This window comes from Chryseobacterium proteolyticum (genome assembly GCF_046591535.1).
In the GTDB taxonomy this organism is placed as follows: domain Bacteria; phylum Bacteroidota; class Bacteroidia; order Flavobacteriales; family Weeksellaceae; genus Chryseobacterium; species Chryseobacterium proteolyticum.
Map to the genome: position 1 here is coordinate 209,818 of NZ_JBJLWK010000003.1, position 21,488 is coordinate 231,305.

The 21,488-nt window shown below is 35.8% G+C and carries 24 protein-coding genes and 2 pseudogenes; 23 read left to right on the forward strand and 3 right to left on the reverse strand.

Annotated features, from left to right (window positions below; translation table 11 throughout):
- Positions 1 to 209: 209 nt before the first annotated feature.
- From ACJ5H0_RS11770 to ACJ5H0_RS11835, 14 genes are all read left to right on the forward strand, one after another.
- The gene (locus ACJ5H0_RS11770) at positions 210 to 407 is read left to right on the forward strand and encodes a hypothetical protein (RefSeq protein WP_172281501.1); all 198 of its coding nucleotides are present in this window, start codon (positions 210 to 212) and stop codon (positions 405 to 407) included.
- A gap of 46 nt (positions 408 to 453) precedes the next feature.
- Positions 454 to 1,230 (forward strand): tetratricopeptide repeat protein, encoded by a 777-nt coding sequence (locus tag ACJ5H0_RS11775; RefSeq protein WP_411249685.1) that lies wholly within the window; start codon positions 454 to 456, stop codon positions 1,228 to 1,230.
- A 25-nt stretch (positions 1,231 to 1,255) separates the two neighbouring features.
- Positions 1,256 to 2,110: a sensor histidine kinase gene (locus tag ACJ5H0_RS11780; RefSeq protein ID WP_411249686.1), complete on the forward strand. Its 855-nt coding sequence runs from the start codon at positions 1,256 to 1,258 to the stop codon at positions 2,108 to 2,110.
- A gap of 12 nt (positions 2,111 to 2,122) precedes the next feature.
- Positions 2,123 to 2,578: a response regulator gene (locus ACJ5H0_RS11785; protein WP_411249687.1), complete on the forward strand. Its 456-nt coding sequence runs from the start codon at positions 2,123 to 2,125 to the stop codon at positions 2,576 to 2,578.
- A gap of 351 nt (positions 2,579 to 2,929) precedes the next feature.
- Complete coding sequence (locus ACJ5H0_RS11790; RefSeq protein WP_273650194.1) at positions 2,930 to 3,268, forward strand: YegP family protein; 339 nt, start codon at positions 2,930 to 2,932, stop codon at positions 3,266 to 3,268.
- 5 nt (positions 3,269 to 3,273) lie between these two features.
- The gene (locus tag ACJ5H0_RS11795) at positions 3,274 to 4,344 is read left to right on the forward strand and encodes a type I restriction endonuclease (RefSeq protein WP_273650195.1); all 1,071 of its coding nucleotides are present in this window, start codon (positions 3,274 to 3,276) and stop codon (positions 4,342 to 4,344) included.
- Complete coding sequence (locus ACJ5H0_RS11800) at positions 4,344 to 4,853, forward strand: SH3 domain-containing protein (RefSeq protein WP_273650196.1); 510 nt, start codon at positions 4,344 to 4,346, stop codon at positions 4,851 to 4,853. Before ACJ5H0_RS11795 ends, ACJ5H0_RS11800 begins: the two co-directional genes overlap by 1 nt.
- A gap of 16 nt (positions 4,854 to 4,869) precedes the next feature.
- Positions 4,870 to 5,499 carry a PH domain-containing protein gene (locus ACJ5H0_RS11805; protein ID WP_172281513.1) on the forward strand — a complete coding sequence of 210 codons (630 nt, stop codon included), beginning with the start codon at positions 4,870 to 4,872 and terminating at the stop codon, positions 5,497 to 5,499.
- A 5-nt stretch (positions 5,500 to 5,504) separates the two neighbouring features.
- Positions 5,505 to 5,720, forward strand: coding sequence for a TM2 domain-containing protein (locus tag ACJ5H0_RS11810; protein WP_172281515.1), 216 nt, complete (start codon positions 5,505 to 5,507; stop codon positions 5,718 to 5,720).
- A gap of 11 nt (positions 5,721 to 5,731) precedes the next feature.
- A complete protein-coding gene (locus ACJ5H0_RS11815; RefSeq protein WP_172281517.1) occupies positions 5,732 to 6,154 on the forward strand; it encodes a DUF6804 family protein in 423 nt (140 codons plus the stop codon).
- Positions 6,132 to 6,539: a hypothetical protein gene (locus ACJ5H0_RS11820; protein WP_411249688.1), complete on the forward strand. Its 408-nt coding sequence runs from the start codon at positions 6,132 to 6,134 to the stop codon at positions 6,537 to 6,539. The genes ACJ5H0_RS11815 and ACJ5H0_RS11820 overlap by 23 nt, the downstream gene beginning before the upstream one ends.
- 6 nt (positions 6,540 to 6,545) lie before the next feature.
- On the forward strand, positions 6,546 to 7,889 hold the full coding sequence (locus tag ACJ5H0_RS11825) for a beta-carotene 15,15'-monooxygenase (protein WP_411249689.1): 1,344 nt from the start codon (positions 6,546 to 6,548) through the stop codon (positions 7,887 to 7,889).
- A 10-nt stretch (positions 7,890 to 7,899) separates the two neighbouring features.
- The gene (locus ACJ5H0_RS11830) at positions 7,900 to 8,304 is read left to right on the forward strand and encodes a hypothetical protein (protein WP_411249690.1); all 405 of its coding nucleotides are present in this window, start codon (positions 7,900 to 7,902) and stop codon (positions 8,302 to 8,304) included.
- Position 8,305: 1 nt separating this feature from the next.
- Positions 8,306 to 8,782, forward strand: a complete 477-nt coding sequence (locus ACJ5H0_RS11835; RefSeq protein ID WP_411249691.1) for a hypothetical protein — start codon at positions 8,306 to 8,308, stop codon at positions 8,780 to 8,782.
- 57 nt (positions 8,783 to 8,839) lie between these two features.
- Here ACJ5H0_RS11835 and ACJ5H0_RS11840 read toward each other — a convergent pair whose 3' ends face one another.
- The 3 genes from ACJ5H0_RS11840 to ACJ5H0_RS11850 are packed head-to-tail and all read right to left on the reverse strand — an operon-like array spanning position 8,840 to position 10,724.
- The gene (locus tag ACJ5H0_RS11840) at positions 8,840 to 9,289 is read right to left on the reverse strand and encodes a GNAT family N-acetyltransferase (RefSeq protein ID WP_172281525.1); all 450 of its coding nucleotides are present in this window, start codon (positions 9,287 to 9,289) and stop codon (positions 8,840 to 8,842) included.
- A complete protein-coding gene (gene yihA, locus ACJ5H0_RS11845) occupies positions 9,282 to 9,905 on the reverse strand; it encodes a ribosome biogenesis GTP-binding protein YihA/YsxC (protein WP_172281527.1) in 624 nt (207 codons plus the stop codon). Before yihA ends, ACJ5H0_RS11840 begins: the two co-directional genes overlap by 8 nt.
- Positions 9,906 to 9,962: 57 nt before the next feature.
- Positions 9,963 to 10,724 (reverse strand): alpha/beta fold hydrolase, encoded by a 762-nt coding sequence (locus ACJ5H0_RS11850; protein ID WP_411249692.1) that lies wholly within the window; start codon positions 10,722 to 10,724, stop codon positions 9,963 to 9,965.
- Between the two features lie 272 nt (positions 10,725 to 10,996).
- On the opposite strand from ACJ5H0_RS11850, the gene mraZ reads away from it, so the two are divergent.
- The 9 genes and pseudogenes from mraZ to murG all read left to right on the forward strand — a co-directional run bounded on the left by mraZ (position 10,997) and on the right by murG (position 21,477).
- Complete coding sequence (gene mraZ / locus ACJ5H0_RS11855; protein ID WP_411249693.1) at positions 10,997 to 11,455, forward strand: division/cell wall cluster transcriptional repressor MraZ; 459 nt, start codon at positions 10,997 to 10,999, stop codon at positions 11,453 to 11,455.
- 37 nt (positions 11,456 to 11,492) lie between these two features.
- On the forward strand, positions 11,493 to 12,386 hold the full coding sequence (gene rsmH, locus ACJ5H0_RS11860; protein WP_273650203.1) for a 16S rRNA (cytosine(1402)-N(4))-methyltransferase RsmH: 894 nt from the start codon (positions 11,493 to 11,495) through the stop codon (positions 12,384 to 12,386).
- A gap of 64 nt (positions 12,387 to 12,450) precedes the next feature.
- Positions 12,451 to 12,816 carry an FtsL-like putative cell division protein gene (locus tag ACJ5H0_RS11865; protein ID WP_002981890.1) on the forward strand — a complete coding sequence of 122 codons (366 nt, stop codon included), beginning with the start codon at positions 12,451 to 12,453 and terminating at the stop codon, positions 12,814 to 12,816.
- Positions 12,800 to 14,792, forward strand: a pseudogene (locus ACJ5H0_RS11870) (penicillin-binding transpeptidase domain-containing protein). The gene ACJ5H0_RS11865 and the pseudogene ACJ5H0_RS11870 overlap by 17 nt, the downstream one beginning before the upstream one ends.
- A 17-nt stretch (positions 14,793 to 14,809) precedes the next feature.
- A pseudogene (locus tag ACJ5H0_RS11875) lies at positions 14,810 to 16,271 on the forward strand (UDP-N-acetylmuramoyl-L-alanyl-D-glutamate--2,6-diaminopimelate ligase).
- An 81-nt stretch (positions 16,272 to 16,352) separates the two neighbouring features.
- Entirely contained in the window at positions 16,353 to 17,594 is a 1,242-nt protein-coding gene (mraY, locus tag ACJ5H0_RS11880; RefSeq protein WP_172281538.1) for a phospho-N-acetylmuramoyl-pentapeptide-transferase, read from the forward strand.
- Between the two features lie 87 nt (positions 17,595 to 17,681).
- Positions 17,682 to 19,007, forward strand: a complete 1,326-nt coding sequence (gene murD / locus ACJ5H0_RS11885) for a UDP-N-acetylmuramoyl-L-alanine--D-glutamate ligase (RefSeq protein WP_411249694.1) — start codon at positions 17,682 to 17,684, stop codon at positions 19,005 to 19,007.
- A gap of 93 nt (positions 19,008 to 19,100) precedes the next feature.
- Complete coding sequence (locus tag ACJ5H0_RS11890) at positions 19,101 to 20,339, forward strand: FtsW/RodA/SpoVE family cell cycle protein (RefSeq protein ID WP_172281542.1); 1,239 nt, start codon at positions 19,101 to 19,103, stop codon at positions 20,337 to 20,339.
- 37 nt (positions 20,340 to 20,376) lie between these two features.
- On the forward strand, positions 20,377 to 21,477 hold the full coding sequence (murG, locus tag ACJ5H0_RS11895; protein WP_172281543.1) for an undecaprenyldiphospho-muramoylpentapeptide beta-N-acetylglucosaminyltransferase: 1,101 nt from the start codon (positions 20,377 to 20,379) through the stop codon (positions 21,475 to 21,477).
- The last annotated feature ends 11 nt before the right edge of the window (positions 21,478 to 21,488 follow it).

Below are 21,488 nucleotides of genomic sequence, written 5' to 3' on the forward strand. Positions count from 1 at the left end.
ATAACAAAAATACAAAACTGATTTCTAAATCACCAGATAAAACGGAAGAAAACTCCGGGTTGGGAAGCGGATGTTTCTCTTACGTTTTTGAAGGTTCTACTTCCCTTAAAAAAATAAGAAGCGCTTCGAAATTTTAACTGTGTACAGCTCGTGATATATACATCTGCGAGAGGAAGAAAAACAATTTCAACTTCAAAATTTTTACAACAATGTTACAACTAATATTGATGCTACTGGGATTAGCATTTTCAAATAATAATGCAAACACGACAACATGTCCAAACAATAACGGAAACCAAATTATAACACTAGGAGGAGCTACGGATCCTATTGGAGGAACAGATCCAGGAGGATCAGAAGGTGATACAGGAGGAGAAACAGGTACAACTCTTCCTCCCAAAAAATAAGATTATAACCACTCTTTTATAGGGTGGTTTTTTCTATTTTAGTAAAATGATACGAAATTTATTATTTTCCCTTTTTTCTTTATGTCTCATTGCTTCATGCAGGGATACACTTGAAACAAATAGTAACACAGCAAAAGCTGATAAGTTATACGAAGAGGGTGTTAACCTTCTTGAAAAAAATGACGTTAAATCTTATTTAAAACTCCAGGAAGCAATAGGCTATTATAGCAAGGAAAATGATTTTTCTAATATTTCTAAAAGTTTGATTGTTCAAGCAAACGCTCAAAAAAATAGAGGTGATTTTTTAGGTGCTGAATCTACATTAGTAGAAGCTCTAAAAATGATGAAGGACGACGATGAGAGCCTTTATGCACTATATGATACGATGGGTAATTTAAAGTTAAATCAAAACCAGTATTTTCAAGCAATTCAATGGTATGAAAAAGCTCTTTCAGTCATGATTGAATCAGAAGAAAAAAGATTAAGTATATTGAATAATAAATCTGTGGCGGAGTACAAATTAGGAAAATATAAACAAGCATTAGATATTTTACAAAAAATAGATTTATCAAGCCTTTCAAATTTAAACTTAAAAAATAGAATCAAAGATAATATTGAATATATAAAATGGCTTGATAATAATAGTAATAATGCAGAGGCTCAAAATAGTATAGAGAAAATACTTAAGCTTAAATTAGAAAATAATGACTTTTGGGGTGCTAATTCAAGCTACTCACATTTAGCTGAAATTAATAAAAAAACCAACCCAGAAAAATCCCTTTATTATGCAAATAAAATGCTAGAAATAGCTAAAAAAAAATAAAAGCCCAGAAGATAGATTAGAAGCTATGGAAAAGATAATTTATGTTGATAGGCCGGTAAATACAATCCGACATTTTCAAATATATAAGAAACTATCTGATAGTATACAAACAAGTCGTAATGATTACACAAATAAATTTGCTTTTATAAAATATGAAAACACAAAAGTAAAGGCCGAAAAAGCTGAAAAAGAAAATCAACTATTAACACTTTCTCTAGTTTTAGCAACATTTGTTGCGGTATTTATTGTAGTTGTCTTGTTATATAAGAAGAGACAAAAACAACTTGAACAAGAAAAAGAGCTAGAAGTAAAAAACACTCAACTTAAACTCTCCAAAAAAGTACACGATGTAGTAGCAAACGGTATCTATCAGGTAATGACCAAGATTGAAAACCAGGAAAGCTTTAGCAAAGATGAGGCGCTTGATGAATTGGAATTTGTTTATGAAAAATCAAGGGATATTTCCTATGAAAAGACTGATCTTACTAATAACGCGAAGAATTTCAATGAAAAAATATCGGAACTTATAGGCTCCTTTAATAATGATACTGTAAAAACCTATCTTGCCGGAAACAATGCAAACATATGGAAGGGATTACAAGAATCAACCCTGACAGAAGTGTACCAGATTGTACGTGAATTACTCGTAAATATGAAAAAACACAGCCGGGCAGATCGGGTGGTTTTCAGATTTGAAAGGGAAAATGAACTCATCAAAATTTACTATACCGATAATGGAATTGGCATTCCCGGAAATATTATATATAAAAATGGGTTGTCGTCTACGGTTTCCCGTATAGAAACAATCAAAGGAGAAATTATTTTTGACACCAAAACCGAAAGAGGATTGAAGATCAACATTTCATTTCCTGTTTCCTAAAAACTAAAAAGAATGTTCAAAAAAATTTTAATCGCTGAAGACCATGAAAGTATTAATCTTTCGGTACAAAAAACACTGGAAGACCTCAACATTCCGAATGTTGATTATGTATATTACTGTGATGATGCATTGGCAAAGGTTCATAAATCCATTCGGGAAAATGAACCATACGACCTGTTGATCACTGATTTGTATTATGAAGAAGATCACCGGCAGCAAAACATTAAAGACGGAAGAGATCTTATCCAACAAATAAAGGCACTTCAGCCTTCCCTGAAAGTCATTGTCTTTTCCGCCGAACACAAATCCGGAATCATCGATTCTCTTTTCAAAGACTATCATATCAATGGATATGTTCGTAAAGCAAGAAACGATTCCAAAGAGCTGAAAAAATCAATTGCATCTGTTTACATTAATGAAAATTATCTGTCTCTTGATTTAAAGCAGGAAATAAAAAAAACTAAATAGTTATGAGTTTTCTGCGTATGAAATTACACTCGTTTCCCTTCTTTCAAAAGGGGTTCTGCAAAAAAACATTCCTGATCTCCTACAGGAAAAGAACATAAAGCCTAACAGTTTAAGCAGTGTTGAAAAAAAAATTGAACAGCTTAAAAGAAGATCTTGAGGTAACCAGCAACGAACAACTGGTTGCATTTTGCAAAGACATCGGAATTATTTAAAAAACAAATTTTCCATCCCGATTTAATATAGCCTTTCATTTTTTTGAAAGGTTTTTTTGTTTTTTGCCCGTTTTACGGATTCCCGTAAGGATTGGTTTTGAAAGGGTTATACTTTTGGAATGTTAAATAAAAAACAATCATGGGAAAATTTGTAATTACTCAGAGAATAAACAATGAGTATCAATTCAATCTTAAGGCTGGAAACGGAGAAATTATCCTGACCAGCGAAGGCTATGTTCAGAAAGCCTCCTGTCATAAAGGAATAGAGTCTGTAAGAATCAATTCAAAGGACGATTCCAGATACGACAGAAGAGAGGCTGTAAATGGTAAAGATTATTTCGTCCTGAAAGCCAGAAATGGGGAGATCATAGGAAAAAGCCAGCTCTACAGCTCAAAAACAGCAATGGAAAATGGAATTCACTCTGTAAAATCCAATGCGCCAACCGCAGAAATTATTGATGAAACCCTTAAAAACTAAAAGCAATGGATCTTAAAATAAAACTAGAGCAGCTGCATCAGAAAGTAGTAGGATTGAAGGACCAGATCAATACGGAAGAAGCGACCAAAAATGCTTTTGTAATGCCATTCATACAGATTTTAGGTTATGATATATTTAATCCTACAGAAGTGGTTCCTGAGCATATTTGTGATATCGGAACCAAAAAAGGAGAAAAAGTAGACTATGTGATAAGACACAACGACAATCCTATTTTTATCATTGAATGTAAGCATTGGAAAGAAAGTGCAGATGCGCACAATTCCCAGCTCCACAGATACTATCATGTTTCAAAAACCCGGTTCGGAGTGCTAACCAATGGGATTGTATATAATTTTTACACCGATCTGGAGAAGCCTAATATTATGGATGAAAAGCCTTTTTTTACCATCAACATTGAAGATCTCAAAGACAGTTCGATTAAAATTCTCGAAAGCTTTACCAAAAAAGACTACAATCTGGAAAGCATTTTAGATTCTGCTGAAGCATTAAAGTATATCAAAGCAATCCGGAGAGAATTTGAGAAAGAAATCGAAAACCCCTCTGATGAGTTGGTTAGGCTGTTAGTCAATCGTTTTTTCGAAAAACCTTTAACCGCGAACAGAATGATCTCCTTCAAAGAGTACACAAAGAAAGCTTTGACAACATCAATCAATGAATCCATAAGTTTCAGGCTCAAATCTGCATTGAGTATTAACGAACAGATTGAAAAAAGGGATGAGGCTGTAAAAACACCACAATCTATTGATGAAAACAATGATTCTAAAATTGTAACAACCGAAGAAGAACTGGAAGGGTTTCAAATTGTAAAGGCTATCCTGCGAGAAAAAGTCGAATCATCAAGAATTGCTTATCGGGATACTCTATCCTATTTCGGAATTTTATTCGATGACAACAATAGGAAACCTCTTTGCAGACTACATTTTAATACCTCGAATAAATACCTGGAGCTATTTCATAACGGGAAAGATTCCGGAGAAAAGATTTTATTAGGTAATCTCGATGAAATCTACAATTTCAGAAATGAACTTCACAAAACACTTGAAAATTATAACTGATGAAAAAGCTGTTTTTACTTATTATAATCCCAATCATCATTTTTCTTTTACATTCTTGTTTTAAGGCAAACGATAATATTGGGCACGATGGAAGATGTACGGGGTCTGCCTATTGTACAGCTTGTTCAAATTGTTCCGGTTGTGGACATTGTGCAGGAGGTGGTGGAACCTGTGGTGTTTGTAAAGGAGAATCCTCCGGAAAAAAATCTTCTTCAAAGAAAGACAAACATAAAAGACCGGGAGATAATGATTCTTATTCTTCAAAAAGAGGTAAATCTACCAAAGCTCCTTCAGTTTTTGTGAATGAAATCAATATCAATTCTGGCAGATACATAGCAGGAACTGCAATTACCTACATATATGAAAAACCTTCTATTCAATCCAAAATAATAGAAACTGTTCCTAAAAACGAAAAGCTGATTCAGCTTTCAAAACAGGATTCTTGGTATAAAGTGAAAGTACAGAAATCAGGAAAAATAGGATATGTATATTATAAAAATGTAAAATAACTAAAAACAAATATCTATGAATTTAAAACAATTTTTAAACGAAGAACAGGATCCTAAAGCTGTTGAAAAGCTCCTTGAAAAAATTAACAGCCTTCTTACTTCACAAGAGTTTGTTGAATATATTGCCGTTCAAAAAAAGCCGGCTTTTAATTTATCTCCGGACTGTATTGCTCTTACCAATAGGAGAGTTATTTTTTGTAGACCCAAAAATTTCGGTTTATCAATGGATTTTCAGGATTACAGTTGGGTAGATGTTGCAGACTGTCATATTAAAGAAGGTATTCTTGGGGCTACTTTCATTATGAAAACTGTAGGAAACCTAATCAATATGATGGACTATTTACCAAAAGCACAAGCAAGAAAACTCTATCAATACGCTCAGGAAATTGAAGAACAAATGAGAAGTGTGAGAAGAGAAAAAGATTTAGAAACAAGAAGAGCTTCTGCTGGAGGAGGAGTAACTGTAAATAACACGACACCTATTATTGCTCAACCACATCAATTCCAACAACAACATCAACCTTTGTTGATAGAAGATGAAGATCCCTTTGCCATTTTACAAAAATTAAAAGGCTTAGTAGAAACCGGAATTATTTCCCAGGAAGAGTTTGAAGAAAAAAAGAATGAAATCTTGTCAAGAGTTTAGAAATTATGAAATCAAAATTTACCACAGCCATGCTCGCTCTCTTTTTAGGGGGATTGGGCATTCACAGATTTTACTTAGGTCAAAATACATTAGGAATATTCTATCTTTTATTCTGCTGGACTTTTATCCCGGCACTCATTGCCTTTATTGACTTCATCGTTTTCATTTTCATGTCTGAAAATAGTTTCAATTACAAGTACAACCTTACTACAGGATTCTAAAAACTAAAAAAATGAAACCATTTCTCACCTTCTGTGCAATATGTTGTTTTGTAGGTGTTTTTAGACTCCCTATTGAATATTACACCTTTCTCCGGGTTTTAGTCTCTGTTGGAGCACTGATTATCATCTATAGTTTTTTGAACAATAAGCAATACAACTGGGGAGCAATATTCATAGTAATACTGATCATTTTTAATCCGGTTTTTCCCATTTATCTATATAGAAAAAGTATATGGATCCCTATTGATACCATTACAGGAATCCTTTTTCTCCTTATAACGTTTGCTGAAAAACTGGATTTTAAAAAGGAAGAAGAAACTACCGAAGAAATTCCAGAACATAATAGACAAGTAAGATCTCCTTCACGAGATATCATTATTAATCCTAAAAAGACCAAAGAAGAACCAACCAATGGAAAACAATCAAATAACTGAAAATCTCAAAGCTCACTTCTTAAGGCTTTATCAAATGGCTATTTGTGATGATGATTTCAGTGCTCTGGAGCTGAAAATGCTTTACAAATGTGCTGAAGAAAGAGGAATATCTTCAAAAAATCTGGATGATATTCTGCTGAATCCTATCAATTTTAAATCTCTGGTCCCACAAACCATTGAGGAGAAAGTTGATTACCTATATGATCTCACTGTGATGATATGGGCAGACGGCGTCGTCTCTCCAAACGAGTATTCCGCTATGAAAAAGTATGTACTTATGTTCGGTTTTCTGGAAGAGAATGTAACAGATATTGTTGATTACCTTATCGAAGCAGTAAAAATCGGAAAGAATAAAAGTGACATTTTATACGAATTAAAAAACTAAAACACTATGAACACCATCAGCATAAAAAATTTATTCAAACTGAAATCAGTTCCAATTGAAACACCCAAACAGGAAGCTCCCAAAGACACCGACTCTAAAGTAGAAACAGAATCTCCTGAAGAAAGCAGAAAAAGAACTTATCACGAAGCCGGTTACAGGGACAGCTCCAGAACAAATGGAAATCATTCCACACTATCAATCTGCCTTGATGCCGTATACTCAAAGTTTCAAAATGAGGAAAAAGAGATGGTTGAAAAACAGCAAAAGCTTAAGGAGTCTTATATCAATGAGCAAAAAAACAGAGAAACTGAGATCAAAGCTCTGACTGTTTCCCAGGAAACTAAAGAAGAACAACTAAAAAATAAAAACAAGGAGGTCGAAAATCATCAAAACACAATTGAGGCCCTAAAAGCTGAAATACTGGATTTACCTAGAAACCCCGAAAAACACAATGTAAAAGCAACAAAAGGAGCTTCCACTAAATTCTGGATTGGCGCATTCCTTCTCATTCCTATAAGCCTTTACTTGATCACATTCTATATTTCAACTTCTTACTCCGCTTTCTTTAAAAGTTTTGATGCTAAAAGTACGGTGATACAAAGTGTTTTGGACGCACAAGCATTCAGTAAAGCATGGAACGCAGGAGCTATTGAAGGAGCTTTTGTCACTTTAATTCCATTTGTGTTTCTTGGACTAGGCTTTCTCATTCACATGTTCAGCGAGAATAAAACAACAGCGAATTATATTAAACTTGGACTATTATTCGTAGTTACATTTGTTTTCGACTCCATTTTAGCATATGAGATTGAATCAAAACTGTATGAATTAAATAAAACATTTAATTCCCCTGATTTTAATCTTAAAATCGCTTTTACTAAAATACAGTTTTGGGGAATTATTTTCGCAGGATTCATTGTCTACATTATCTGGGGGCTGGTATTTGATTTCGTTATGAAGGAGCATAAAGAAAAAGATAAAATCAAAAATGAACAAGAAATCAGACAAAAAAACGTGCTTTTTCTTTTAGAAAAAATCAATGTCCTGAAAAAAGAAATTGAAGAAATTCTGGGAAATATAGGTACCACAAAAGAATTAATAATTAAAACCCGTGGGAGAATTGAAGAACTTCAGAATATTATTGATGGAGTCATCATTCCAACCAAAGATTACAAGTTATACGCCTCAGAGTATGTCCAGGGTTGGATTACTTTTATTGGAGAAAAGATAGCTGTTTCCAAAACGGAGAAACAAACGATGATCGAAAGCTGTATTGAGACCTATAATATCAATCTGGAAACCGTAGGAGCTAATTCTGATAATCAAAATTTAGTATACTTGTCTTCTTTATAAATCGAAAACCATGAAAAAAATAATATACTTATTAATAATCATCTCTTTTGTTTCTTGTTGCAAAACTGAAAATGGTTCTTCCGATGAAATAAAAGATAGTATTCAAACTGATCTGAATAACTTAAATGTTAGCATTTTAATTGATTTATCGGACCGAATCGATCCCAAAACCAACCCAAACCCATCAATGGAATATGCTCAGAGAGATGTGGAATATATCAAAACCATTGAAAAAGGATTTCTCAACCATATTAAATCCAAAAGAATAATCACTTATGATGATCAGATGCAGATCTTCTTTAATCCTGAACCTTCCGATCCAAAAATGAACGAACTGACCAAAGAACTAAAGGTATCTTTTGATAAAAATACAAGCAAAGATTATTTTAGTTCTGTCGAAAAAAAAATATTCTGAATTGCCTTCTAATATTTATCAATCAGCCATTAAAGATGATAAATACGTTGGTTCTGACATTTGGGAGTTCTTTAGAAATAAAGTAAAGGATTATTGTATCAAAGATGATCGAAGAAATATTCTTTTTATTCTGACTGACGGCTACATGTATCATGAAGATTCCAAGTTTTCACAAGAAAAGAAGACCTCTTATCTGACATCAAAATTAATAAAATCATTTCATCTTACCACAACAGATTATAAAGCAGAAATTGAGAAAAATCATTTGGGCTTTGTAAAGGCCAATGATAATCTGAATAATCTGGAAGTAATTGTTTTGGGAATTAACCCTGAAAAAGGCAATCCATTCGAAGAAGCAGTCATCAAAGAATACTGGGAAAACTGGTTCAAAGAAATGAAAGTCAAAAATTACCAGATTAAATCAGCAGACCTTCCTTCTAATCTGGAACCGATTATTTTAAAAGCCATTAAAGGATAAAAACTAAAAACACTCAACATATAACCACAAAAAAGGCGAAGACTTATCTTCGCTTTTTTATTTTCTGATCATTTCCGTATGCGGAATATCATCCTCCAGGTATTTTTTCCCGGTATCAATAAAACCAAACTCAGAATAGAAACGCAACAGGTAATCCTGTGCAGAGATTTTGATCTCCGATGTATGAAACCTGTTTTCAATGGTTTCAACCGCATATCTTATCAATTGTTTTCCTAAGCTTTTTCCTCTTGCTTTCTCAGTAGTCAGTACCCTTCCGAATGAAGTTTCATCATACTTAATGCCTTTATCAAAAACCCTGCAGTAGGCAAGGATCTCACCGTCTTCCTCCGCCCAGATATGAATACCCTTCTGGTCATAATTATCCAGATCAGGATAAGGGCAGTTTTGTTCGATCACAAAAACATCAATACGCGCCTTTAAAACTTTATAAAGCTCAGGAACGGTGAACTCATCAAAAGTTTTTATTTTCCAGATTATATTACTCATCAAAGTTTACGCTATTATTTTTTAAAAATTCATTGGTGGTCTGGATGAAATCCAGAATTTTGTCGCCTCCTTCCTTCTTTTCTGCTGAAGTAATGTACAGTTCCGGCAGGTCTTCCCAGGTTTTGTGAAGTTCAGCTTTATAATCCTCCACATTTTTTATAACAACATTAGGCTTCAGTTTATCTGCTTTGGTAAAAACAATTGAAAAAGGAACTCCGCTCTCTCCACACCATTGGATAAACTCTAAATCGATTTTCTGAGGAGTGTGTCTTGAATCCACCAAAACAAAAAGGTTAACCAGATTCCTTCTGTTCAGAATATAATTGGTGATCAGTTTTTCAAAATCTTTTCTCTGAACCTTTGAAACTTTAGCATATCCGTATCCCGGCAAATCGGTAAGATACCAGCTTTCATTGACTAAAAAATGGTTGATCAGCTGTGTTTTTCCCGGAGTTTGTGAAGTTTTTGCCAGATCTTTATGATTCATCATTGCATTGATCAATGATGATTTACCCACATTTGATCTTCCTATAAAAGCATATTCGGGAATATTGGGCTCCGGGCATTCCTGCCATTTCCCGCTACTTTTGACAAATTCTGCTGTTTTAATTACCATTTTGAATTATTTTAAGAAAAACAAACCATTAAGATAGCTCTTAATGGTTTAAGTTATTTATACTTTATCTTTTAACCAGCTGTAAAGAATTTCATTGAATTCATCTGGTTTTTCCATCATTGCTGCGTGGCCGCATTTATCTATCCAGTACAGATCGGAATTAGGAATAAACTTATGCATATCTTCTGCCACTTCAGGAGGTGTTACCTTATCCTGCTTTCCCCAGATCAGACACGTAGGTGTCAGAATTTTAGGGAGATCATTCAGCATATTGTGTTTGATAGCACTTCTGGCAAGCATTACGGTTTTTATTCCTTTCATTCTGTCATTAACAACACCGAAAACCTCGTCCACGAGATCCTCTGTAGCGACTGCAGGGTCATAGAAAACTTCCTCCGTTTTCTTCCTTATATATTGTCTGTCACTTTTTCTCGGAAAGCTGTCCCCGAATGTTCTTTCGTATAATCCGGAACTTCCCGTTAAAACAAGATTTTTTACAAGATCAGGCCTTGCCAAAGCTAAGATAAGCCCGACATGACCGCCCATCGAATTCCCGACAATAGTTACCGGTTCCGAAATATGGCTCTCTATAAACTTGATAATATATTTTGCGATAGTAGTAAGATTGGTATTGAGTACCGGCAAATCATAGATTGGCAATTGAGGCACATATACCTTAAATCCTTTCTCCGAAAAAAAATTCACCATCTTATCGAAATTACTCAAACCACCCATTAACCCGTGCAACAGCACCAATGGATGTCCTTCTCCCGCTTCTACAAAAGTATATTTCTTTTCTTTTTTTGTACTAAATATCATAAAACGCCTTAATAAAGCCCTGCAAAAATACAAATTAAACCTCAAAAATATTTTGATATTCCTAATTTAAGATAAAAATAATATAATAAAGGCTTTTTGCCGATCTTTTTTAACATCCTTTTTGTTATGGGCAAAATAACACCAATTACAATATCCAAAATATCAACCACTTACCCCTGCGGTCTTCAATCTTTGATAAAACTTATTAACATTGAGTCAAAAAGTGGGAAAAAGTGGGAAGTTTTGGAAATAATTATATAAATTTGTCCCAAATGAAGAATTTCATTGGAACATATGAGTGTAAAATAGACGACAAAGGTCGCTTAAAAGTTCCTGCATCGCTGATCAAGCAGATGGAGAACTTTGACGATAAAGCCTTTGTAGTCAAACGCTCCGTGTTTCAACCCTGCCTGGAAGTTTATCCTATAAATGCTTGGGATCAGCTGATGGGCAAAATTAATAAACTAAACAGATTCATTAAAAAGAATGCTGATTTCATAAGAATGTTTACAGCAGGAGTAAAAACTGTAGAGTTGGATAACGCCGGAAGATTACAGATTTCCAAAGACCTTACCCACTTCGCAAATCTTCATAAAGATATTGTGATCACAAGTGCCGGGGAATTATTTGAAATCTGGGATAAAGAAGCTTACGAGAAAGTGATCTCTACCAACGAAACCGATTTTGCAAGCCTTGCTGAAGATGTGATGGGCTCTTTCGATGAAGAATAACTACGCTGCTAAAAAGGCGCAAAACACAAATTAAAACATGTATCATAATCCCGTTTTGTTGAAGCAAAGTGTTGATGATTTGGTTACGAATCCAGACGGAACATACGTGGACTGTACTTTTGGTGGCGGAGGTCATTCAAGAGAAATACTGAGCAGACTTTCGGAAAAAGGAAGGCTATTCAGTTTTGATCAGGACTTAGACGCTCTTAAAAATAATATTGATGATCCGAGGTTTACCTTGATTAATCAGAATTTCAGGTTCCTGGAAAATTCCTTACTGATGTACGGAGTTTCTCAGGTAGATGGAATATTGGCGGATCTGGGAGTATCATCGCATCAGTTTGATGAAGCGGAAAGAGGGTTTTCTACCAGAAGTGATGCCCCACTGGATATGAGGATGAATGTAATGCAGAGCCTGGATGCCAAAAGGGTGATCAATGAATATGAAGAAGAGCAGCTGGCAGACATATTTTACTACTACGGTGAATTGAGAGAAGCACGTAAACTGGCGAGGGATATTGTTCATCATAGAAAAAGTAAAATCATCAATACAACGGAAGATCTGAAAAAACTATTCAGCTATCTTCCCCCGCATAAGGTTAATAAATTTTATGCACAGCTTTTCCAGGCAATAAGAATCGAAGTAAACCAGGAGCTTGAGGTTTTAAAAGAAATGCTCGTTCAGGCTTATCAGATCTTAAAAACGGAAGGAAGACTGGTGGTTATTTCATACCACTCCCTGGAAGACCGTCTTGTAAAAAGATTCCTTAAAAACGGAATGTTTGAAGGGGAACCGACGAGGGATATTTATGGAAATTATAAAAAGGCATTCGAACTGCTGAAGAGTAAGGCAATCATTCCTGATGATAAGGAGATTGAGGAAAACTCAAGAGCAAGAAGTGCAAAAATGAGAACAGGAATAAAAGTATAAATGGTTAGAAATAAGGAGTAACACCCTTATTATCAATTATTAATCATCATTTATCAATAATAAATTGGCTAAAAGAACGACAAATCGCCCACAAAAGAGATTAACTTTTATAGACATTATAAAAGGAAATTTTCTCAACCGTGATGAGATAAAAATACATTACAAGTATTTCTTATTGCTTTTTGTACTGATGATGGCCATGATCTATACCAATCACCTGGTGAACAAAAAGATCAAAATTGTAAATGCTTTAAAAGAAGAAACAGAAGAATATAAATCCCGAAACGCTTATGCCCAAAGTAAGCTGATTAAGGTAAAAATGGAATCAGAGCTCGGAAAAGAAGTAGCACGGGATTCTTTAATGACACTGGAAAACCATCCTCATAAACTGCTAATAAAATTGGATAGTACAGATGCAAAAGCAAAATGAATACGATAACAAACGTAAAAAAAACGTTAAGGTGGGGCTACCTCTTCGCAGTGGTAGCTTTGTGCGTGTTTGTACTTTTTTTAACAAGAATCGTTATCCTTCAAAACACTAATGTTCAGGAAATTAAAGATGACTACATCAATAAAAACTATCGTGAAGCCACTTTAAAGGCTGCCAGAGGGAATTTATTTGCATCAGATGGCTCTATTCTCGCAACTACCGTTATGCGTTATGATATCTATCTTGATTTCAAAACAATAAAGGATACGGTTTACAGTAACAATATCGGTGCATTAACGGATTCACTAAGCAAGATGTTTGGAAAACCAAGAAGTGAATTCAGACAGAAATTTGACGAACAGAAAAGAAAGAAAAATCAATACTATACACTTGCCAGAGGCTTGGATTTTGATGAATACGACAGGATCAGAAACTTCCCGATCTTTAAGAAAGGAAAGAATAAAGGTGGGTTTATCGTAGACAGAAATTATAAAAGAGAGCTCGCAACTTCTGAAATTGGTGCAGGTACCATCGGAATGGATAACAGTGAGTACAAATCCGGTCTGGAAGGAGCTTTTTCAAAATACCTGACAGGCACCGACGGGAAAAGATTGGAACAAAGAATCAATTCTTCGCAGTGGAAGCCTATTGATTTCTGGAAGGTTCAGGAACCCGTAGATGGAGAAGATGTATATACGACCTTAGACCTTAGAATTCAAGACATTGCACACTCAGCTCTTGAGAAGCAGCTCGTAAATTTTGAAGCAAAACACGGTACTGTAATTGTCATGGAAGTAGGAACCGGAAAGGTCCGTGCCATGGTAAACCTTCGAAGAACAGATTCAGGAGAGTATGAAGATGCTTATAATTATGCTTTAAAAGATAATATCGAACCCGGCTCAACTTTCAAAACCATTTCACTTTTGGCAGCAATGGATGACGGATTCATCGATGATAACACAACGGTAAATGTAGGAAACGGAGTATGGACCTATGCGAAGCAAAGAATTTCAGATGGCCACGGAGGAGGAACATACGACATCAGTGACGTTCTTGCGAAATCCAGCAACGTAGGAACCGCCAAACTGATTACGAAATACTATGCCGATAAGCCACAGATATTCCTTGATCACCTTAAGCGCTGGAAATTATTTGATAAAATGGATATCGAACTTCCGGGCATTACAAAACCTAAGATCGTAACTCCACAAAATAAAAGATGGAACGCAGCAACTCTTGCTTCGATATCTTTTGGATATTCTTCGAACATTAACTTATTACAATTAGCAACTTTCTACAACGGGGTTGCTAATAATGGTAAAATGCTTAAGCCTTTATTCATCGATAAGATCATGAAGGATGGTAAAATAATGTATCAGGCTAAGCCGGAGGTAATGGTCAGCAAAATGGCTTCTGAGAAAGCAATTAAAATGATGACCAATGCTTTGACAAAAGCCGTGGAAAAAGGAACCGGACGAAGTATTTTCACTCCGAATCTGAAAATGGCAGGAAAAACAGGGACCGCCAGATTTGAGTACTGGCTTCCGGGCCCGATGAAATACCGTGCCTCTTTTGCAGGATTCTATCCAGCTGATAATCCGAAGTATACCTGTTATGTAATGATCAGTGAGCCGAATACGGCAAAAGGATTTTACGGAGCGACTGTTTCAGCCCCGGTTTTTAAAGAAATTGCAGGAAAAACATTCCTGAAGACGCCTCAGAATATTGAAAAAGAAATGCTTGTTGACAAAAAGGTAAACCTCAATAAAATGGTAGAGCCTAATGTAAAAGTAGCAGTAAATGATAAACAAATGCCTAACGTGGTAGGATTAATAGGTAAGAATGTGATTCCACAACTGGAAAACCTTGGATACCGTGTAGACTACAAAGGAGTAGGAAGAATAAAAGAACAGTTTCCTTTGGAGGGAACTACGATCAGTAAGAACCAGAGAATTTATTTATCTCTTCAGAATTAAAAATAAGCATCAGAGAAATGCAATTAATTGAATTATTAAACAGAATCCCAACCTTAGAAATTCACGGCGACAATACCCGTGAAGTTTCGGAGCTGGTATTCGACAGCAGAAAGGTTACAGAAAATTCTCTTTACATTGCAGTAAAGGGAACGGTTGCAGATGGGCATTCATATATTGCATCTTCTATTGAAAAAGGAGCAAAGACGATCGTTTGTGAAGTATTGCCCGATCAGCTGAATGAGGGTATTACCTATGTAAAAGTAAAAGATTCCTCGAAAACCCTGGGACATCTGGCCTCAAACTTTTATGGAAATCCTTCTCAAAACCTGAAACTCATCGGCGTTACCGGAACCAACGGAAAAACATCTGTTTCCACTTTGCTTTTTGACGTTTTCAAAAATCTGGGCTATGAATCTGCATTACTTTCAACTGTTGAAATCAGAATAGGCAGCGAAATAATTCCGGCCACACATACTACCCCGGATATTATTACGATCAATCAGGTTTTAGCTAAGGCCGTAGAAGCAGGCTGCGAATTTGCTTTCATGGAAGTAAGTTCTCATGGAATTTCTCAAAACAGAATTGAAGGACTCCATTTCAAAGTTGCAGGATTTACAAACCTCACTCATGATCATCTGGATTATCACAAAACATTTGAGGAATATCTGAAAACGAAAAAAAAGGTTCTTTGATGAGCTTCCTAATACCGCTATTGCCATTACCAATATTGATGACAAAAACGGGACTGTAATGCTCCAGAACACCAAAGCTGCCAAAAGATCATATGCATTGAAAACAATGGCAGATTACCATGGAAAAGCTTTGGAAATTGATTTTAACGGAATGCTCCTAAACTTCAACGGCAAGGAATTCTGGACTACCTTAACGGGAAGATTCAATGTCTATAATCTTCTATTGGTATTTGGAATTGCATCTGAACTCGGCTTTGAATCCAATGAAATCCTTCAGGCCATCAGCACCCTGAAAAGAGTCTCAGGAAGATTTGAGACCTTCAAATCCGATGGTGGCATTTTTTTCATCGTCGATTATGCCCACACTCCGGATGCATTGGAAAATATTCTGGACAGCATTAATGATATCAGAACAAAAAATGAAAGACTGATTACCGTCTTCGGTTGCGGGGGAGACAGAGACCACTCCAAAAGACCTGAAATGGGAAACATTGCAACGAAAAAATCCACGTTGGCAATTATCACTTCAGATAACCCGAGAACAGAAGATCCGGCAGCAATTATAAAAGAAATTGAAGCAGGTGTTGAACCTCAGAACTTCAGCAAATACACTTCAATACCCGATAGAAAAGAAGCCATAAAAATGGCGATTAAATTTGCAGAGCCCAAAGATATTGTTTTAGTAGCCGGAAAAGGTCACGAAAACTATCAGGAGATTAATGGTGTAAAACACCATTTTGATGACAAAGAAGTAATTACAGAACTGTGGAAGTTAATGAGCAAGTAATTTATAATCGATAAATGATCAATTATTATTGATCTTATCATTCATCAAACATCACTTATCATTTATTAACAATAGGAAAACATGTTATACTACTTATACGAATATCTAACCCACCATGGAATCCATATCCCCGGACTTGGAATGTTAAAGTACATCTCATTCCGTGCAGGGATGGCGGTCTTATTATCCCTGATTATTGCTCTTGTGTATGGTAAAAGAATCATCAATTACCTGAGAGCAAAGCAAATGGGCGAATTGGTCCGCGACCTTGGCCTTGACGGGCAAAAGCAGAAAGAAGGAACTCCGACAATGGGAGGGCTCATTATTATCCTTGCCACCATGATTCCGGTTCTTCTCCTGACAAGAATTACCAATGTATACATCGTCCTTCTGATAATTTCAGTTTTATGGATGGGTGCCATCGGATTTGTAGATGACTATTTAAAGAAAGTAAAGAAAAATAAAGACGGGCTTAGCGGTAAATTCAAGATCGTAGGTCAGGTTGGACTGGGGCTAATTGTCGGAGTAACAATGTATTTCCATCCTGATATTACGGTAAAGAGAAAATATGCAGATGCAAAAGTAGTTAACAGAAATAATGTGGAGCAGAATTTTATGCCTACAGAAAAAATTACGGTTTCTACCGTGCCCTTTGCGAAAAATAATGAATTTGACTACAGTGGAATATTATTCTGGATGAGTGATAAAGATGCTCATGAGTGGGCGTGGATTGTTTTCATTCCGATTGTCATCTTTATTGTAACAGCGGTTTCCAACGGAGCCAATATCACGGATGGAATAGACGGCCTGGCTGCAGGGACGAGTACGGTAATACTCCTTACCCTTGCATTCTTTGCCTACATTTCAGGGAACATCATTTTTGCGGATTACCTCAATATCATGTTCCTGCCCAATATGGGTGAAACCACCATTTTTGTAGTTGCCATGGTAGGTGCTGTGATCGGATTCTTCTGGTATAATACCTATCCGGCACAGGTTTTTATGGGAGATACCGGGAGTTTGATGCTGGGAGGAGTAATTGCTGTATTGGCTATTATTTTAAGAAAGGAATTAATGATTCCTGTTTTATGCGGAATATTCCTGGTAGAAAACATATCTGTAATGCTGCAGGTGGTTGTTTTTAAATACAGAAAGAAAAAATACGGGCTGGAATACGCCCAGAATAACAGATTATTTAAAATGTCTCCATTACACCATCATTATCAGAAAGACGGTTTCCATGAAAGTAAAATCGTTAACAGGATGATTATCATAGGAGTAATGTTGGCTATAGTATGTCTGATTACATTAAAAATGAGATAAAACTCTATAAAAGTAAATGTATTAACGTATTCATGATTTTAAAAACATAAATAAAGTACGCCAATACATAAATACAAAAAAGGTAATATGAAAATAGTTGTTTTAGGAGGTGGAGAGAGTGGCTGTGGTGCTGCTTATTTAGCTAAAAAGAAGGGTCTGGAGGTATTTCTTTCAGACAAAGGAACTATTAAAGATAACTATAAAGCGTTTCTTACTGAAAACAATATTGAGTTTGAAGAAGGAAATCATGACGAGGAAAGGATTTTAAATGCAGACTGGATTGTAAAAAGCCCAGGAATTCCTAAAAAAGCGGATATTATTTATAAAATCCATCTGAAAGGAATCCGCCTTTCTTCCGAGATAGAATTCGCTTCAGAATTCACCAATGCTAAAATCATTGCGATCACAGGAAGCAACGGAAAAACCACCACCACTTCATTGATCTATTATATCCTGAAAAATGACGGACTGAAAGTAGGTCTAGGAGGAAACATCGGCTACAGTTTTGCAAAGCAGGTAGCAGATGAAAACCATGAATATTATGTACTGGAGGTAAGTTCATTCCAGCTGGATGACATTCAGAACTTCAGGCCATATATTTCATTATTGCTTAATTTATCACAGGACCATCTGGACCAGTATAATTACAACTATGAAGAATATGCGATGGCAAAATTCAGAATAGCTGAAAATCAGGAAAACGATAATTTCTTTATCTATAACAAAGATGACGAAATGAGCAAAACCATTCTTGAAAAGCTGGAAATAAAGGCAAAAATGATCCCTTTTTCAACAAAAGAAAAATTGACCGAGGGAGGTTTTATAGATAACGACAGTATTGTGGTAAAACTAAAAGATACATTTTCAATGAAAATTGATGAGCTTTCTTTATTGGGAAATCATAATGTAGCGAACAGTCTGGCCGCATCTATAGCAAGTAAAATACTGAATGTCAACAATGAAAGCATCAGAAATTCATTAATGACTTTTCAGGCAGTGGAACACAGGCTAGAGTTTGTTTCTGAAATTGATGGCGTAAAATACATCAACGACAGTAAAGCAACGAATGTAAATGCGACCTATTATGCTTTGGAAAGCATGAAAACACCTACGATTTGGATTGTGGGAGGACAGGATAAAGGAAATGATTATACGGAGATTGAGGACCTTGTCAAAAGAAAAGTAAAAGCAATTGTCTGCTTGGGAATTGATAATCAGAAAATTATTAATTTTTTTAAAGACAAAAAGGAGTTTATATACGATACTTCAAGCATGGAAGAGGCCGTAAAAATATCAAAATCAATTGCTAAAAGCGGAGAAACGGTTTTACTTTCTCCTTGCTGTGCAAGTTTTGACCTTTTCAAAAGCTATGAAGACAGAGGAAGACAGTTTAAAGAACAAGTATTAAAATAAATGTACTGATGTATTGATGTAAAATGTATTCATGTATTTGACAACTAAGAATCATTAATACTTTACATAATACAGTTAAAGATACAATAGAATATGAACGAACAGGACACAGAAAGCAGATTTGAATTTCTAAAGGGAGATAAAGTACTTTGGATGGTCATTCTCGTGATCTCCATTTTCTCTATTTTCCCTGTATATTCTGCAAGTTCGAATCTGGAATATATTGTAAATAACGGGACCACAACAGGCCATGTTATCAAGCATATGTTCTTTGTAGTCCTTGGTTTGGGAATCATGAGACTGGTAGGAACCGTAAAATATGAATACATTGGAAAACTCAGCAGTATACTTCTGGGGTTAATGATTATATTACTGGTTGTCACCATGTTTACCGGCCAAACGATCGATGGGGCAAGTGCCTCCAGATGGCTAAAGATTCCGGGAACACCGATTTCTTTTCAGCCTTCATCATTTGCCTTTCTTATGCTGGTTATTTACCTGTGCAGGTATTTAACCAAGAAGATAACCCGGGAAAGACTTCCGATAGAAAACATTATGTACATCTTTGGTCCTATTCTCCTTGTTTTTGTTTTAGTAGCAAAAGATAACGGATCTACGGCTCTGATGATCCTGATGGTATCTGTTATTGTATTAGTTATCGGGCAGCTTCACTGGAAATATATTGCAGGTTTTATTTCGGCTTCATTTATTGCGATCGTATTGTTCTTACTGATTGCTTTAAATACCAATCTGATTGGTGGAAACCGTGTTCATACATGGATGAGCCGTGTAGAAACCTTCACTTCCAGTAAAGCAAAATCAGCCGATGTGGATGATGAAAGCGTAAAAGCCAAGAATTACCAGGTAATGCAGGCTAAAGCAGCAATAGTACATGGAGGAATTACAGGAATGGGACCTGGAAAAAGTGCATTAAAGCAAATGCTTCCGCAATCTGCTTCCGACTTTATATTTGCAGTAATTGTAGAGGAATACGGACTGATAGGAGCAGCTTTCCTTATCTGTATGTATCTGATCATGGTGATACGGATCGTAATGATAGCCAGTAAAATGCCTGCGTTTTTCGGGTCTTTGCTCGTTCTCAGCCTCGGGGTCATGATCTTTATACAGCTATCGGTAAATATAGCCGTAGCCATCAATCTGATTCCGGTGACCGGACAACCCCTGCCCTTAATAAGTTATGGGGGAACATCCATGTTGGTAACCTATTTACAGTTGGGAATTATTTTAAATATAAGCTCAAGGATACAGATTTATGATGAGGAAGGAATGGGTAAAAAACAGAGTATTGCGGAAATAAATGATATTGCTTAAATCATATTAATGGTCAGGCTATTTCAAAATTGAAAAAATGAACAAGAAACTAAAAGTATTATTATCCGGTGGTGGAACAGGAGGACATATCTTCCCGGCAATCGCTATTGCAGACGAGATCAGGAAAAGATTTCCGGATACAGAATTCTTGTTTATCGGAGCCAACGGAAAAATGGAAATGGAAAAAGTTCCTCAGGCAGGTTACCCTATTGAAGGAATCGACATTGCCGGAATTGACCGTGGTAACATGTTATCTAACCTGGGATTACCATTCAAGATCTTGAAAAGCTTATCCAGATCAAAAAAGATCATTAAGCGTTTTGCTCCTGATTTTGCGATCGGTACAGGAGGCTTTGCCAGCGGACCGGCTCTGTATGAAGCAAGCAAGCTGGGGATCCCTATTTTTATTCAGGAACAAAATGCACATGCAGGGGTAACCAATAAAATTTTAAGTAAGAAAGCAAAAGCTGTTTTTACTGCTTACCCCAAAGTAGAAGGGTTTCCCGATGATAAGATCAAATTTTTAGGTAATCCTATTCGCGAGAATATCATTCTGGGAATGGAAGAATCTTCTCAGGCAAAAGAAAAAATGGGATTAAATAAGGAAAAGCTGACAATCCTTTCTGTTGGTGGATCACTGGGTTCCAGAACTTTAAATAATGCATGGAGATCACATTTTGATGAACTCATCAACAAAGATTATCAGCTGATCTGGCAGACAGGAAAGCTCGATTATAAAGATATTATAGAAGAAACAAAAGATAAGAAAAGCCAGAATATTCAGATTCTTGAATTTATAAAAGATATGGAGAAAGCATACTCGGCAGCAGATATCATTGTTTCAAGAGCAGGAGCTATTGCCATTTCAGAACTGGCTGTTGCACAAAAACCGGTTTTACTGATTCCTTTCCCGTTTGCGGCAGAGGATCATCAGACCAAAAATGCACTGAATCTGGTTGAAAAGAATGCGGCAAAAATGGTCAAAGATTCCGAAATGGAAGAAAAATTCTGGAACACACTTATGGAGGTTTGCGACAGCGCAGCGATGAGAAAAGAGATGTCTGAAAACCTGGAATATTTTGCCAAACCCAATGCTGCAAAGGAAATTGTTGATGAAATTTTTATAAAGCTACAATAACCAACACTATA